Origin of the sequence: Aeromonas sp. MdU4 (assembly GCF_041929505.1) — a bacterium.
Taxonomy (GTDB): domain Bacteria; phylum Pseudomonadota; class Gammaproteobacteria; order Enterobacterales; family Aeromonadaceae; genus Aeromonas.
Window position 1 is genome coordinate 75887 of record NZ_JBHFMW010000001.1, and the last position, 15495, is coordinate 91381.

At 57.1% G+C, this 15495-nt stretch carries 13 protein-coding genes; 2 read left to right on the forward strand and 11 right to left on the reverse strand.

Features of this window, described 5'->3' with window-relative positions; all coding sequences use genetic code 11:
• Nucleotides 1-62: 62 nt before the first annotated feature.
• Entirely contained in the window at nt 63-2279 is a 2217-nt protein-coding gene (locus ACE1BR_RS00330) for a DNA internalization-related competence protein ComEC/Rec2 (RefSeq protein WP_374866555.1), read from the reverse strand.
• 27 nt (nt 2280-2306) lie between these two features.
• Here ACE1BR_RS00330 and ACE1BR_RS00335 point away from each other — a divergent pair, with 27 nt between their 5' ends.
• Nucleotides 2307-2825, forward strand: coding sequence for a DUF2062 domain-containing protein (locus ACE1BR_RS00335; RefSeq protein WP_374866557.1), 519 nt, complete (start codon nt 2307-2309; stop codon nt 2823-2825).
• On the forward strand, nt 2819-3316 hold the full coding sequence (locus ACE1BR_RS00340) for a DUF2062 domain-containing protein (RefSeq protein ID WP_374866559.1): 498 nt from the start codon (nt 2819-2821) through the stop codon (nt 3314-3316). Before ACE1BR_RS00335 ends, ACE1BR_RS00340 begins: the two co-directional genes overlap by 7 nt.
• Nucleotides 3317-3394: 78 nt before the next feature.
• On the opposite strand, the gene ACE1BR_RS00345 is transcribed toward ACE1BR_RS00340, so the two are convergent.
• The 10 genes from ACE1BR_RS00345 to glpT form a co-directional block, all read right to left on the reverse strand.
• Complete coding sequence (locus ACE1BR_RS00345; RefSeq protein WP_374866561.1) at nt 3395-4585, reverse strand: amino acid aminotransferase; 1191 nt, start codon at nt 4583-4585, stop codon at nt 3395-3397.
• Nucleotides 4586-4730: 145 nt separating this feature from the next.
• A complete protein-coding gene (locus ACE1BR_RS00350; protein WP_374866563.1) occupies nt 4731-5672 on the reverse strand; it encodes a hypothetical protein in 942 nt (313 codons plus the stop codon).
• Nucleotides 5673-5844: 172 nt separating this feature from the next.
• Entirely contained in the window at nt 5845-6717 is an 873-nt protein-coding gene (gene hdfR, locus ACE1BR_RS00355) for an HTH-type transcriptional regulator HdfR (RefSeq protein WP_374866565.1), read from the reverse strand.
• Nucleotides 6717-7088: a DUF413 domain-containing protein gene (gene maoP, locus ACE1BR_RS00360; protein ID WP_374866567.1), complete on the reverse strand. Its 372-nt coding sequence runs from the start codon at nt 7086-7088 to the stop codon at nt 6717-6719. Before maoP ends, hdfR begins: the two co-directional genes overlap by 1 nt.
• A 296-nt stretch (nt 7089-7384) precedes the next feature.
• Nucleotides 7385-7867 carry a serine protease inhibitor ecotin gene (gene eco, locus ACE1BR_RS00365; RefSeq protein WP_374866569.1) on the reverse strand — a complete coding sequence of 161 codons (483 nt, stop codon included), beginning with the start codon at nt 7865-7867 and terminating at the stop codon, nt 7385-7387.
• 218 nt (nt 7868-8085) lie between these two features.
• Nucleotides 8086-9174 (reverse strand): glycerophosphodiester phosphodiesterase, encoded by a 1089-nt coding sequence (glpQ, locus tag ACE1BR_RS00370; protein WP_374866571.1) that lies wholly within the window; start codon nt 9172-9174, stop codon nt 8086-8088.
• 95 nt (nt 9175-9269) lie between these two features.
• Nucleotides 9270-10757 (reverse strand): glycerol-3-phosphate dehydrogenase, encoded by a 1488-nt coding sequence (glpD, locus tag ACE1BR_RS00375; protein ID WP_374866573.1) that lies wholly within the window; start codon nt 10755-10757, stop codon nt 9270-9272.
• A 589-nt stretch (nt 10758-11346) separates the two neighbouring features.
• Nucleotides 11347-12510 (reverse strand): glycerophosphodiester phosphodiesterase family protein, encoded by a 1164-nt coding sequence (locus tag ACE1BR_RS00380; RefSeq protein WP_374866575.1) that lies wholly within the window; start codon nt 12508-12510, stop codon nt 11347-11349.
• Nucleotides 12511-13227: 717 nt separating this feature from the next.
• Nucleotides 13228-13986 carry a DeoR/GlpR family transcriptional regulator gene (locus tag ACE1BR_RS00385; protein ID WP_374866577.1) on the reverse strand — a complete coding sequence of 253 codons (759 nt, stop codon included), beginning with the start codon at nt 13984-13986 and terminating at the stop codon, nt 13228-13230.
• Between the two features lie 100 nt (nt 13987-14086).
• The gene (gene glpT, locus ACE1BR_RS00390) at nt 14087-15445 is read right to left on the reverse strand and encodes a glycerol-3-phosphate transporter (protein ID WP_374866579.1); all 1359 of its coding nucleotides are present in this window, start codon (nt 15443-15445) and stop codon (nt 14087-14089) included.
• Between the last annotated feature and the right edge of the window lie 50 nt (nt 15446-15495).

A 15495-nucleotide genomic window follows, 5' to 3' on the forward strand; every position in this document is an offset into this window, starting at 1 on the left:
CAACAATGTGGCAGGTGCAACATGGTGTCAGCGGGAAAAACGAGTGGCAGACACAGCTCCGCTCAAGGTGATGGGTCTGGCCGATCTCCCCATACTGTCGGCTGCCACCAGTTGCCGGTTTGCCGGTACCAGGGGCCATGGTCCCGCTCGGCTTCGACCCGCAGACCATCTGTTACCGGCGCGATCACCACCTCCCCGCGCAGACCGGTCACCCACTGGGTCGCCCCCTGATAACGAGCCACTACCTCGGGACGGGGAAAGCCCCACTGGTTCATAAAACCGGCGCTGTGCACCACATAACGGGGAGCCACGGCGGCGACAAAAGGCGGGGTGGAGGAGGTGCGACTGCCGTGGTGCGGACTCACCAGCAGGGTGCTGGCAAGACCGGCCCCCTCGAGCGCCACCAGCCGCTGCTCCGCCTGCCGCTCGATATCGGCGCTCAGCAGCACGCTGCGCTCGCCATCGCTGATGCGTACCACGCAGCCATCGTTGTTGTGCCCTCCACCGCCCTGTTCAGGCCAGAGCACGCGAAACTGCAGCCCTTGCCATGACCACGTCTGACCGCGCTGGCAGAGGGTGGTGGACGGGGTGAAAGGATAGGAGGAGAGCTCGCTGCGCACCGTCAGGGCGCTGAGCAGGCGCTTGCGATTGCCCGCATGATCCCGATCCTTGTGGCTGATGATGAGGCGATCGATGACCCGGATGCCAAGCTGGCTCAGCTCGGGCAAGATCACCGCATCCGCCATGTTGTAGCCGCCGGGATAGCGATCACCGGTGTCATAGAGGATGGCGCGCTCCCCCTTGCTGATCAGCACCGCCAGCCCCTGCCCCACGTCAAGCACCCGCACTTGCCAGCGCGGATCGGCAGGCCAAAGGGAGAGTGACAAGGCGAGCAGCCCCGGCAACCAGAGCCAGCGTGCCGCTCGCCACTGCCAGCAGAACCAGAGCAACAACAAGAGCGTGCTCACCGGCAGCCACCAGCCGGGCAGTGGCCACCAGAGCTGGACTCGGGAGGCGAGCATATTGAGCAGGGTGAGTACCCACTCAAGGCTCAGATCTGCCAGCCAGAACAACCCGTAGGCAAGCGAGCTGGAAAGTGGCGCCAGCAGCACGCCGATCAGCGCCAGCGGGATAATGACGATGCAAAAAAGCGGCACCGCCAGCAAGTTGATCACCATGGCGAGCGGCGCGATGCCGTCGAATAGCGCCAGTTGCAGTGGCAACAGGCCAAGCAGCATCCAGAGCTGGATCTGCCAAAGCGTCGGCTTCTCGTAGAGGTAGCCCACCAGCAGCAAGATGGCGACCGCCAGAAACGAGAGCCAGAACCCGGCTGAATACAGAGCAAAGGGGTCCCAAATAGTCAGCACCACAAAGGCCCACAGCCAGATGCGGTAGACTGGCCACTCCCGCCGTCGCCAGCGCAGTAGGCTCCACACCAGCACCATGATAAGAGCCCGCTCGGTGGCAACGGCAAACCCCGCCAGCGCACTATAGATGGCGGCAAACAGCAGCGAGGTCACGATGGCACCACGCAGGCCGAACAGGCGCCCCAACCACCACCCGAGCACCGCCACCAATGCAATGTGCTGACCGGAAATGGCGATGATATGGGTCAGGCCGCTACCGCGAAACAGCTCCCACTGCCGATCGGTGATGCCACCCTGCTCACCAAAAGTGAGGGCTGCCAGCAAGGGGGCATGGGTAAGCGAGCGCCAACCCTCGCTCGCCGCCGCCAGCCAACGCTCGCGCAATCCTGGCGCAACCGGCGCGATATCAATGATCCGGCGCAGATTGCCGGTCGCGGAGATCCCCTTGCCCAGCAGCAAGCGACGACCATCCATCCCCGCCTCGTTGGCAAGGCCGTGGGCAGGCTTGAGGGTGCTCACCAGTGTGATCCGGCTACCCACCGTAATGGGGGGCAATGACTGGTAGGCGTTGATCCGCACCAACGGTTCCGGTACCACGGCCCGCTCGTCCAGCGACTCAACCCGCAGCAGTAGCCGGACAAATTTATCCCCCTCGGATTCGGTACTTTGCAACTGTGCGGTTATCATGTGGCTCGTTTGCTCTCCCAACTGGCTCAGCCAGGCCAGTCGGCAGGCGAGATTGGCCTGCATCCAGAGGATACCGAGCAGGAGAAACAGCAGCCGCCAGGCGCGGCAACAGGCAAGGGGAACCAGCAGGGACAGCAACAGACCCCCCCATGCAAGTGAAGGTAACCATGGCCAAAGCAGTGAGGAGCTTGCCCCCAGGGCAAACGACAACAGACGCAGATCCATGGAGCAAGTATTTAGCAAGGTTTCAATATGCCCAAACGACTCATCAAACGCTGGATGCCAGACCCGCAAACCCTGAAAGAACACAAGCACTTGCGACTGTTCGGCAAACTGCTGCTCGATGCCAATCTCTGGCATCTCAACCGCCGATCGGCCGCTGGCGCCTTCGCCGTGGGGCTCTTTATGATCTGGGTGCCACTCCCCTGCCAGATGCTGCTGGCCGCCGGACTTGCCATCGCCTGCCGGGTCAATCTGCCGCTCTCGGTGGCACTGGTCTGGCTCTCCAACCCGCTGACCATTCCCCCGATGTTTTACGGTGCCTATCTGGTGGGTTGCCAACTGCTGGGACAGACCTCGCAGCAGATCGATATCCAGTTCACCTGGGCATGGCTGGTTTCGGTACTCGGCACCATTGCCCCGCCGCTCTTGCTGGGATCGCTGGTACTGGCGCTACTGAGTTCGCTCATCGGGTACGCCCTGATCCGCACCTTCTGGCGCATCAGCACGGTACGTCAGTGGCAAAAACGCAAGGTGGCACGCGCATGCTGAACCGCTGGTTTGCCCGTTTCAAAATCGATCCCGATACCTTGCGCAAGCAGAAGTGGTTTGCCCTGTTTGGTGAGCGACTACTCGCCCCCGCCCTCTGGCAAGGGGGGACGCGCGCTCTGAGCGGCGCGGTAGCGGCCGGGATCTTCGCCTGCTGGTTCCCCATCCCGATGCATTCGCTGATCGCGGTCGGACTGGCGCTGGCGTTCAGCCTCAACCTGCCACTGGCACTGCTGGCGGTCTGGTTCAACAACCCGCTCACCCTCCCCTTCATGTACCTCTATGCCTATCGCACTGGCTGTCTGGTGCTGCACAAAACGCCGGAGCCCTTCCACCTCAGCTGGACCCTGCACTGGCTGGAGCAGGAGGCGGCAACCCTTGTTCCCCCCTTCCTGCTCGGCAGCATGCTGCTGGCGGTGCTCACCGCACTGCTTGGGGGTGCCCTCACCTTGCTGGTGCTTCAGCTGCGCCACCGGTTGCTGGGCACCCGCTGACTCGGGCAACCCAGCAGGATCAAAAAAGCCCGTCACTGCTGTGACGGGCTTTTTGATTACTGCGGTTAACGGCAGGCGTTACAGCACCTTGGCAATAGCATCGCAGAGCGGATCGATATTGGCGCGGGTAATACCGGCCACGCTGATCCGGCCAGAGCCGACGATATAGATGGCAAACTCGCTCTTGAGGCGCTCAACCTGATCCTTGGAGAGGCCGGAGAAGGAGAACATGCCGTTCTGCTCGCGGATAAAGCTGAAATCCTGGCTCACGCCGAGGGCGGCCAGCTTCTCTACCAGCAGCTCACGCATTTCACGAATACGCACCCGCATGGCCGCGACCTCTTCCACCCACTCGGCATAGAGCACCGGATCGCTCACCACGGCGGTGACGACGGCAGCACCGTGTGACGGCGGGTTGGAGTAGTTGGCACGAATGACGGTCTTGACCTGGGTGAAAGCCACGTCGGCGATCTCCTTGGTCGCACTGACCAGAGTGAAAGCGCCGACCCGCTCGTTGTAGAGGCCGAAGTTCTTGGAGAAGGAGCTCGCCACCAGCAGCTCGTCGTGGCACTCGGCGAAGATGCGCAGACCTTCGGCATCCTCTTCGATACCGCGGGCAAAGCCCTGATAGGCGAAGTCAAACAGCGGCAGCCAACCAGCGGCCGCACTCTGCTTGGCCAGCGCACGCCACTGATCAGCTGTGGGGTCGATACCGGTCGGGTTGTGGCAGCAGCCGTGCAGCAGCACCAGATCCCCTGCCTGTGCTTCAGCCAGAGAGGCCTGCATGGCGGCAAAGTCGAGCCCCTTGGTCGCCGCATCGTAGTACTTGTACCACTTGACGGTCAGACCCGCAGCCTGGAATACGCTGACGTGGTTGGCCCAGGTGGGATCAGAGATCCAGATGGTCTTGGCCAGAGCGTTGCGTGCCACGAACTCAGCGGCGATGCGCAGAGCACCGGTACCACCGGGAGCCTGAGCGGTTTTGGCGCGGCCACTGGCAACCAGCGCAGAGTCACGACCAAACAACAGTTGCTGCACGATGCGGCCATACTCGATATTGCCTTCAATACCGAGGTAATTCTTGGTCTTCTCGTCGGTCAGGAGCTTCTGCTCGGCTTTCTTGACGCAGTGAAGAATGGGGGTGGCACCGGTCTCATCCTTGTAGATCCCGACGCCCAGATTGATTTTGTGGCTGCGAGAGTCAGCACGGAAGGCTTCGGTCAAGCCCAGGATCGGATCCGCTGGGGCGGCAACAACCTTTTCAAACATGGTATTCCCTGTATTCCGTTGAGTTCATTGGGTGGCAAAGCGGCGTGATAAACAAAAGCGCTCATCTGGCGAGCGCTTCGTCAACTCTTTATATCACCGCGTTCAATGGGGGAAAACCGCTTTTTCGCCCGCTTTCAGGCCATTTTCAACCGACCGCATGCCATGCAGGTGCCAATGCGCACACCTCTGCCGACAAGCCACCATCGGACTCAACCAAAGAGCTACAAACCGCTAACAACCCTTTGGGCATTCGGCTCGGCTCCCAAGGGCGAGGATCCGCCAGCGGCTGGGCATAGGCATTGATAATGGGGGCCAGCTCCCGGGGCAACCACCAGCTGGCCGGACGCCCCAGCCGCTGGGACAAGGCCAGCGTTCTATCCAGCCCGACGGGATCGAGAGAGGTCAGGTGGCTCCACTGCACATTGGGGGGCAGCGCTGCGATCACCTGTTGCAGTGCCAGCGGGGCAGTTGCTGGCGCCCACACCAGCAGAGTTCCGGCAGACAACGGTAACTCGGCAAAAGCACCGATGCTGTCGGTGCTGACGACCCGCTCGAGCTCCCCCTCTCCCCACAGGATCTTGCCTAGCGTGGTCAGGGTACGCTCGGGCAACGCCACCTCGCCGAGCACCCGCAACCAGGGCGCCGCATCGATCAGGGTACCACCGCTGAAAAAGAGGCTGAACGGCTGGGTTGCCCGCAGGCGCAACAGCTGATCGGCACAGAGTCGGATGCCCTTGTCTTCGAAATCGATCTGCTCGTTGGGGGTGAAGTTCACCTCGCTCTTGCGATAGAGCGCAGCCAGCACCTGATCGTTAACCCGCTCTCCCAACTGCCAGCCTTGACCGTGCAACCACTCTTCTGGATCGGGGGGCGCCGTAGCGATCGCGGCCAACATCAGCTCGCGGGTCAGGTAACGACGTCCGGCTGGCGTCAGCTCATAGCTGTGGTTGCCGTGGGCCAGCAGCAGCTGGTTATCCTTGAGCAGGCTCACCAGCGGTTGCCACTGGCGGCCACGGATCACCACTGGCGAGTGACCCAACAACTGCTGCGCCAGCGCCCGCCATTCGGGGTGACTAAAGTCGATCAATTGCAATCCATCCCTGTAAACACTCAATCGGATAAACAGCCTGAAAAGGTACCGTTACACACCGATGGCGCCAAGCCCGCGGCGCCAATTACGTGACCTTGCTCCCTGCAATTTGCCCCAAACAGAAGAGCCCACCATGGGGTGGGCTCTTCCTTCAGTAACGCGGTGGCGATTACTCGATGTTGAGTCGCAACTCGGCGTCGTGCCAACCCAGCGGCAGTGTCAGTAGCTGATCGATCAGCTCCCGGCGATCGGATTTCTCCAGATAGGCGAGATAGAGCGGACGACTGAGCGGCTGTCCACCCTCTACCAGATGGAGCGCCCCCTGCTCGAGGAACGGGCTGACCATCCGTCGCGGCAGATAGGCGGCACCACCATTGGCCAGCACAAATTGCAGCGCCATGCTGGCAGAGCTGGAGTGCAGCACCGGGGTCTTTTGCAGGCTCTGCAGCCGACTCGGCTGTGGCTCGAAGCTGGTGCCCCAATCGAGATGGATGTGGGGCATCTGCATCAGATTGTCGGCATTGGCCGCCGGATCCCGGCTCACCAGCTCGAACACCAGCTCGCCGATGGGATGCAGGGCGATCTCGTCGATCTTGGTCGGCTCGGAGAGCAGGGCCAGATCGAGGGAGCGCTCCAGCAGCTGGCGGCAAAGATGTTCCCGCGATGCAGTCTCGAGGCGCACCGCCAACCCGGGCGCCAGCGCATAGATGTGGTTGAGCCAGTCGTTGAAATCGAGTTCCCAGAACACCGCAGGTGCACCGATGGCCAACTGCTGACTGAAACCGGGCGAGAGCGCCACATCCTGCTTGGCACGACCGAGGGTATGCAAGATGGCGTCTGCATAGGGCAGCAGACGCTCACCAGAGGCGGTCAAACGGATGTTGTTGCGATGACGGGCAAACAGACTGACCCCGAGTTGCTGTTCAAGCTGGCGGATCCTGAAGCTCACCGCCGACTGGGTCAGATAGAGATTTTCAGCAGCCCGACCAAAGTGGCGAGTCTTGCTGACCTCGATAAAGGTTCGCAGCAGCTCGGTATCCATTAATCGATGGACTCGTCACTGCCACCGCCGTTACCGCCGCCGACATCAAAGCTGCCACCACCGCTGCTCTCTTCGCTGGCGCCGCCAACAACGGTGCAGAGGCGATGAACGCGCTTGGGACCGATCACCTTGAGGTACTTGAACCATACCTTGGCGTGGGGGTTGGCACCGGCCGCTCCGGATTTCACCTGCTCGATAAAGGCAGCCTCGACATCGTCACGGGGGACAAGGGTACCCTGATAGAGAGCCAGCATGGCGGTGCCATATTTTTCCAGACTGTCCGCTTCGGCCACAGTGAATTCACCACTGCGACGCAGGCCACGGGGAAAATGTTTGAAGTCGTTGAAACGCTTGTCTGATTCGAAGCTCATAGTGCTCTTTTTCTGGTTAGTTTGACCTTTGCGGGCAAGTATCATCAGGCCATCGCAGAGTGCAAAATCAATTTTCTCACTATATTAATAAATAATTTTTATCGAAGTCAGTTTGCCCCATAGCTGACGCGGTTTTTGTGGCTTAAGACACAAAAACGTTGATAAATAATAAACTTATGTAAACGGACATCTCGCTTGTGGATTATTTTTCGGAACACGCAAGCAAAAATAAAGCGCCATACGGCGCTTTATTTATCACATAAGCTGAACCAGCTGAACCCTTGGTTCAAACATGCTTACTCAATCATGGCCGGTTGAGCCAGGTTATCGGCACGCCACAAGCGGTAGCGCACTTCATACTCCTGCGGCACATAGATCACGAAGGGCAGTTTGGAGTTGTAGTTCACAAAGAAGCCCTGACCGTAAATCTGGACGAAGGTCTCTTTTTGCTGGGCATCCGGGCAAGCCATCAGGGTGCTGATAGGATCGGAGACCTTGCCGAGTTGCAGATAGTTGTAGCCCCAGCCTTTGACGCTGTGCTGTTCCAGGTTGCCTGCAAAACGCGGTACGTTGCAATCAACCATCATCTTCTTACCGACCTGCAGCTCGACCATCATGTCGGCTTCTTTCTCGACTTCAGGCAGGCGGATCACCACACGTTCCTGATTCACGTCAGCGGCTGGGAACATGCTGATATCAAATTTTTTCGGCTCGGCGGCGAAGGCATGGCCACCCAGCAACAAGGCGCCCAGCAGGCTAAAACGCAATACGGTTTTCATCTGTACCTCATGGGGTTGGTTCAACGCCGCTAGACTAACCGCTCTGCCGATTTCATGCCAGCGATCTGCTACGTAAAAACTGCGTAAAATGATGAGGATCCGGCACACAATGACGTAATCTGACTATTTTCTGACACGGCGCACACTCCTGTTGCAGGCACGTCAGACAAAAAGCGAGGCCAATTGGCCTCGCTTTGCATTCAAATGGTGCCTGATGGCTATTTCGCCGTCCCCTCATGGGCCTTGATGACAGCAACCGCCTTGTCGGGGAAGTCGCTGAACACACCGTCCACATCGGCCTGATAGAGGAAGATGTTAAGGAGATCGGTGAAATCTTTCGCATAGGCAGGGATCTGGCCCTCATCCTGCCGGAAGGTATAGGGGTGAACTTTCAGACCCGCTGCGTGAGCCTCTTTCACCATGCCGGTGAAGGTCGGTTTGCCCAGGGTACCCGGCTCCGGCACGATCATCGGCTTCCACGGGCCGATCCCTTCGGCGTAGCTGGCGATCTCCTTCATGGCACCCGGCTTGAACATCCAGTCATAGCTGTAGGGCGTCGCCTTGCCCTTGGCATCATAAACCATGGTTTCGTTCCAGTCGGTCTCGGCCATCAGCTGCACCAGCTTGAGATCCATGCCCATGGCGGGCATCAGCTCGCTGTTGATACGCTTAAGCTCGTTGGCATCGAAACACTGCAGATAGACCTTGTCATCTTTGCTGGTGTAACCGTACTCCTTGAGAACCTTGAGCACCGCCTTGGAGATGTCCTTGCCCTCGTGACGGAATAGCCAGGGTGCTTTTATCTCCGGGTAGATACCGATCTGCTTGCCGGTACTCTTGTTGAGCCCCTGGATCATCTCGATCTCTTCCTGGAAGGTGTGGATCTTGAAACTGGACTTCCACAGCGGGAAGCGGGCCGGATAGACAGGTACCTGCTTGCCATCCACCAGCTGGAACGGCTCGGTCATGCGCAGGGAGCGCACCTCGGCGAGGGTAAAATCCACTACATAGTAGCGGCCATCCGGGCGAGCCCGGCCGGGGAAGCGCTCAGCCACATCAGTGATGCCATCGAGGAAGTGATCGTGCATCACCACCAGTTGGTCATCCTTGGTCATCACCAGATCCTGCTCGAGATAGTCGGCCCCCATGCCAAAGGCCAATGCTTTGGACTCCAGGGTGTGCTCGGGCAGGTAGCCGGAGGCGCCCCGGTGAGCGATCACTATCTTGCCTTCGTCGGCGGCCAGAACAGGTAATGAGAGGGATGCCCCAAGGCTCAAGGCGATGAGGGAAATAGCAAATTTATTCATAGATAATGCTCTTTATTATTGTGTGTAGGTAGTTGTTATATCAGAGGTTTATTGCAGTTATAGAAAGGGCGGCATACGGCCGCCCCGATGAGGGTTCAGCTCGCCTTGCGCAGCGCCTGGTGATGATAATCAAGCCATTCACCCAGTTGCTGCTGCTCGGCTTCGGACAGACGCAGCCCCAGTTTGCTGCGACGCCAGAGAATATCTTCCAGCGAACAGGCCCACTCCCGTTCGATGAGGTAGCGCACCTCGGCTTCGTATAGTCCGGCACCAAAGTGCTCGCCACGGGGCTCCTTGAGCCAGAGACGGGCATGGGCGCCATAGGCTTCGGCAATGCGCAAGGCGCTGCGATCGTCGAGCCAGTCAAATTCCAGCGCAAAGGCACGGGCCAGTTCGCGTACCGTGCAGTCAAACTCGCCACCGGGCAGCCGGCTGGTTGCGGTCCAGTCCTCCCCCATCTGACTGAACCAGGGCTTGAGCTTGTTGCAGGCGGCCTGGGCCAGCTTGCGATAGGTGGTGAGCTTGCCGCCAAACACCGAGAGCAGCGGCGCACCGTCGGATTCGCCGGAGAGTTCGAGGGTGTAGTCGCGGGTCACCGCCTGCGGCAAGTCTGACTCGTCATCACACAGCGGACGCACCCCGGCATAGGTCCAGATCACATCTTTCGGGGCAATTTGACGGGTGAAATGGGCATTGACCACTTGGCACAGGTAGTCGATCTCGGTATCGCTGATCTTCGCCTCGCGCGGGCTGCCCTTGTGCTCTACGTCAGTGGTGCCGATCAGGGAGTAATCCTGCTGGTAAGGGATGACGAAAACGATGCGATTGTCCTCGTTTTGCAGAATATAGGCCTCTTCGCGCTCATGGATGCGGGGCACTATCATGTGGCTGCCTTTGATGAGACGAATACCGCGTGGGGATTTCTCGTGCAGGCTCTCGTCATAGAAGGTCTTGACCCAGGGACCGGCCGCATTGACCAGACCGCGGCAGGAGACGGTGAACTGCTCACCACCTTCTCGCTCCAGGGTCAGCGTCCAGTGTTTGGAGCCGCGCACAGCCTTGACGCAACGGGTACGGGTCTGCACATCGGCCCCCTTGTCACGGGCCATCATGGCGTTGAGCACCACCAACCGGGCGTCATCAACCCAGGCATCAGAGTATTCAAATCCCTTGTTGATCCCTGCGGTCAAGCCATCTTGCGGCAGGAAGCGCACGCCACAACTGCCCTTGAGCTTGTCGCGTTTGGCCAGATTGTCATAAAGGAAGAGGCCAGCGCGGATCATCCAGGCCGGACGCAGATGCGGGCGGTGGGGCAAACGAAAACGCATCGGGCGAGCGATATGGGGCGCCATGCCAAGCAGCACCTCCCGCTCCGCCAGCGCCTCTTTCACCAGCCGGAATTCGTAATGTTCGAGATAGCGCAAGCCACCGTGGATCAGCTTGCTGGAGTTGGACGAAGTAGCAGAGGCGAGATCGCGAGCCTCGAACAGGGCAACCTTCAGACCCCGTCCTGCCGCATCGGCTGCAATGCCAACCCCGTTGATGCCGCCACCAACGACGACCAGATCATAATGTTCGCTCATGTTCACCTACTTTCATTTTTATGATTGCTATAACAGCAATGTTTGATTTCGCTCATTTTAGAACATGAAAATGCAACAAACGAACATTTTATGGTGAAAGTGTGATCGCAACATCTTGTCAGAGATGGCAAGGGGAGCAGGTCAGGAGTGAGGGGAAAATAGACAAATGCATAGCCAGAAAACCCAGATAAAACAGTGGTTTTGGCAATACCCCTAAAGGGATGATATCTGAGGAAAAAGGCCGCCAGTGCAGGCGGCCAATCCGGTCGGGACAGCTTGCTCGTTATGGAGGGCTATCGCCTTTATCCGGTTGATTCCGGTAAAGCCGTAGCCCTGTCAGCACCAAAGAGTATCGCCACTGGCGACAGTAACTGAGGTGAATGATCGGCCACAGCCTCAATCGACAAGCCAGGATGACCCATTGAGCGCGTCTTCCCTGCACTGAACTGACTTATTCAGGTATTGTCATGGCTGGCATGCTGATATCTGGCCTATCAGTGAACCATTCTTCTGCCCTGCCACTACAGCCAAGCTCCCCATGTCACCCCTATGTGCTAGCTGCGCATGGCAAAAAACGCCCAGCAACCCGCTATTCCACGTCAAAGCGCTCTGGCACTTTATAGCCTCTGGCCGCCAGCAGGGAGATCAGCTGACCGGGATCATCAGTGATGATACCGTCAACGCCCCAGTCAATCAGGCGCGCAACAACAACCGGGTCAAGCACGGTGCCACTGTGTTCCGGCCATGTCCAAACCACCACTTTCAAGCCAAGGCGATGCGCTTCATCAAGACTTGCTTTCGTCAACTCAACATCTTCTGGCTCCCAGTTGGTGCCACCCAATGCTTTGATCATTTGCGGAATCGAATTGTTGTAATCTTTGACCAGCTTGCCGCCAGTCCATGCCCCCGCCAGCTTGGGATCTTTGTTATAGAAACTGGTCGCATACTCGGGGATCTTGGGATCAGTGACTTCATTATCCCATTCGGTCAAATATGCCGTTCTGATGTTTTTATCAAGTTTTTGCAGCTCATACAGGCAACGCCAGTCAAATGCCTGAATTTCAGCATTATCGATGATGCCTTCCTCTTTCATCACTTTATATAGTGCAACAGCAAATTCAGCGGGTGAATAACTCCAATCCTCATGACCAGGATCGTTTTTCATCTCGATCTGAAACCCGACTTTTCCACCGGTCACTTTATTATGATAACGAATAGCCTCGCGCAGAGTCGGCATATAGGTGCCGTCCACAGATGATTGATTCGGGAAAAATTTTGCATAGGGTGTACCCGGGTTCAATTTACCCACATCATATTTCTGTACTTCCGCTACCGTTTTGTTTTTTACCATATACGGTTGCAAAAACTCTGTCAGTTTATCTTGCGGTACATCTTTGATCAGGTCGGCTTTGCTGGCGGCCAAAAACTTCCCATGAGGATCCCTGACAAGGTCAGGGTTGAGCCATAGATCATGGGAAACGACGATTTCACCTTCCTTTGTCATGACGACATCGCCATCCATCCAATGGCTTCCGATCCGCAGTGCGGTCTTGTAACCCGGCATACTGTTTTCCGGTGCAAAGCTGCGGGCCCCGCGGTGCGCATATACTTCCACAACCTTGTCACCATCACGCATTTTGTAAATAGGAGCAGGACCAGAATCTGCAGCCCATGCTGCCGTCGCCGAGCAACAGATCAGACTCGCGGTCAACACCCCGACACGCCCAAAAGAGAGGTTCATTATTTTTGTCATGGTTTATCCCTTGTGTATATTATTTTTAATATTAAACAACCGTTTCCATTTGCTGATGAAATATATCAAAACCATTCTAAATGCCCATAAAAACAACATTACCAAACTGATTTTTATTTTAAATGGTGATGCAATTCACACAATATTAATCTGGTATGAAAAAGCCACCGCCCAGATAATTTAATCGAAGATCAATTATTTAATTAATAACAATTAACGTGGTAACGCCAACGCAGTGACTTAAATATCAGGAATGCCATTGCCTGTCGAAATAATAGAAATTACAGCTTGCTAAAAATGCATGCATCTTATTGCCAAGAAAAATACCCCATCAGGAGCGACATGGCATACATAAGGTGATATCCGATAACATGCAATCTGCTCATTGTTCTATATTTGAGTCAACTTTATATTGGCACCATCCGTAACTGGACGTTATTTTTGTATTGCATGATGCGGCTGATCACTTGGCTGGATGAGTGCAGGAAATGCCTGCTCACTCATGGTGACTGATGGTTGGTTTTCCCGGTGCAGGCCGATTCTTGTCACTGGCTGATCACCATGGGTGATCATGGTGATCGTGTTGGTTCAGTCGATAATGAGCGAGTAAGGTTCATACTCGCTCACGGATATTGAGACCGCATTGAGATGGAATGGTCATATGGCTGGTGACGTTGGCATTGTCCCCTCCAATCACCAGACGTCAAATGACAACCTTTAGCAGATGTGGCAGGCGATCTGGTGTTGCGCCATCAATCGCGTCAGCTTTTCCGGTGGCTCCTGATCGGTAAAAAGAGCGTGGATCTGATTGAGGTTACCCAGGTTAACCATGGCATTGCGACCAAACTTGGTGTGGTCGGCAGCCAGAAACACCTGACGGGAGTGGGCGATGATCGCTTGAGCGATTTTCACCTCGTGGTAGTCGAAATCGAGCAGGGAACCGTCGTTATCGATCCCCGAAATACCGATCACCCCATAGTCCATACGGAACTGACCAATAAAGTCGCGAGTCGCCTCCCCCACGATACCGCCATCCCGGTTGCGGATCTCGCCACCGGCGATGATGACGGTGAAATCATCCTTGGCAGTCAGGATGCTGGCCACGTTGAGGTTGTTGGTCACCACGCGCAACTCACGGTGATCGAGCAGTGCACGAGCAATCGCCTCGGTAGTAGTACCAATATCGATAAAGAGCGATGCCCCATCGGGAATATGGGAAGCGACCGCTTGCGCGATCCGTTCTTTCTCCTTGAGTTGCATCACCTTGCGGGCGCTGTAGGCGGTATTGACGGTACTCGAATGCAGGGAGGCACCACCGTGATGACGCCGGATCTTGTTCTGCTCGGCGAGATCGTTCAGATCCCGGCGAATGGTCTGGGGACTGACGTCAAAGTGGGTCACCAGATCTTCGGTCGAGACAAATCCCTGCTGAGTCAGGACGTCCAGGATCTCCAGATGTCGTTTGGTTTGCTTCACGCTTGCACTCCGATGCTGAGACGAAAAAGGCCCCGGCAGATGCGGGGCCTTTTGGCAGTTTACCCTATCCCTTTCGGGAGCGATAAGCAGATGATCACGTTTATGCCTTATGGGCAGCCGCTTTCTTGGCTGCGACGGCAATGTTTTCGTGCTTGAGGGTCATCGCCAGCAGAATGATGGAGACCACACAAGAGGCAGTCAGCACCATAAACCCGCCATCCCAGCCGAAGTGGTCAACGGTGTAGCCCAACATGGCGTTGGCAGCCACGGCACCACCCAGATAACCGAACAGTCCGGTGAAGCCTGCCGCAGTACCGGCTGCTTTTTTCGGTGCCAGCTCAAGGGCATAGAGACCGATCAACATTACTGGGCCATAGATCAGGAAGCCGATTGCCACCAGCGCCATCATGTCGATAGACGGGTTGCCAGCCGGGTTGAACCAGTAGACCAATACAGCCAGAGTCACCAGCACCATGAACAGGATACCGGCCGGAGCACGGCGACCCTGGAACAGCTTGTCAGAGATCCAGCCGCACAGCAGGGTACCCGGGATGCCCGCCCACTCATAAAGGAAGTAAGCCCAGGAGGAGTTGTCAACGGTGAAGTGTTTGGCCTCTTTCAGGTAAGTTGGCGCCCAGTCCAACACACCGTAACGAATGAGGTAAACGAAGGCGTTGGCAATCGCGATGTACCACAGCAGTTTGTTGTGCAGCACATACTTGACGAAGATCTCCTTGGCGGAAAATTCCTGCTCGTGGCTCGCGTTGTAATCTTTCGGATAGTCGTCTTTGTACTCTTCGATCGGTGGCAGACCGACAGATTGCGGGGTATCACGCATGACGAAGAAGGCGATCACCGCTACCGCTGCTGCTGCTGCTGCTGGCACATAGAAAGCACTGCGCCAGTCATTGAACCAGCCCATCCCCAGAATGAACAGCGGACCAATCATGCCGCCACCCACGTTGTGAGCCACGTTCCAGACCGACACGACACTGCCGCGCTCTTTTTGCGACCACCAGTGCACCATGGTGCGTCCGCAGGGCGGCCAGCCCATGCCCTGTGCCCAACCGTTGATAAACAACAGCACGAACATGATAGCCACACTGGACGTCGCCCAGTGCATGGTACCCATACAGAACATCACCGCTGCCGACAATAACAGACCGGCCGAGAGGAAGTAGCGGGCGTTGGAACGGTCAGAGACGTTCCCCATCAGAAACTTGGACAAGCCGTAAGCGATGGACACCCCGGAGAGTGCCAGACCCAGATCGCCACGGGAGAAGCCCTGATCGACCAGATAAGGCATCGCCAGGCTGAAGTTTTTCCGTACCAGATAATAACCGGCATAACCGAAGAAGATCCCGAAAAACACCTGCCAGCGCATGCGTTTATAGAAGGGGTCGACCTTGTCAGCCGGGAGCCTGTCGATGTGCGCCGCAGGCTTGAAGAGACTAAGCATGTTCTGCTTCCTTATTGTTGTTGTGGGCGGTTGAGGATGCCCTGACCATC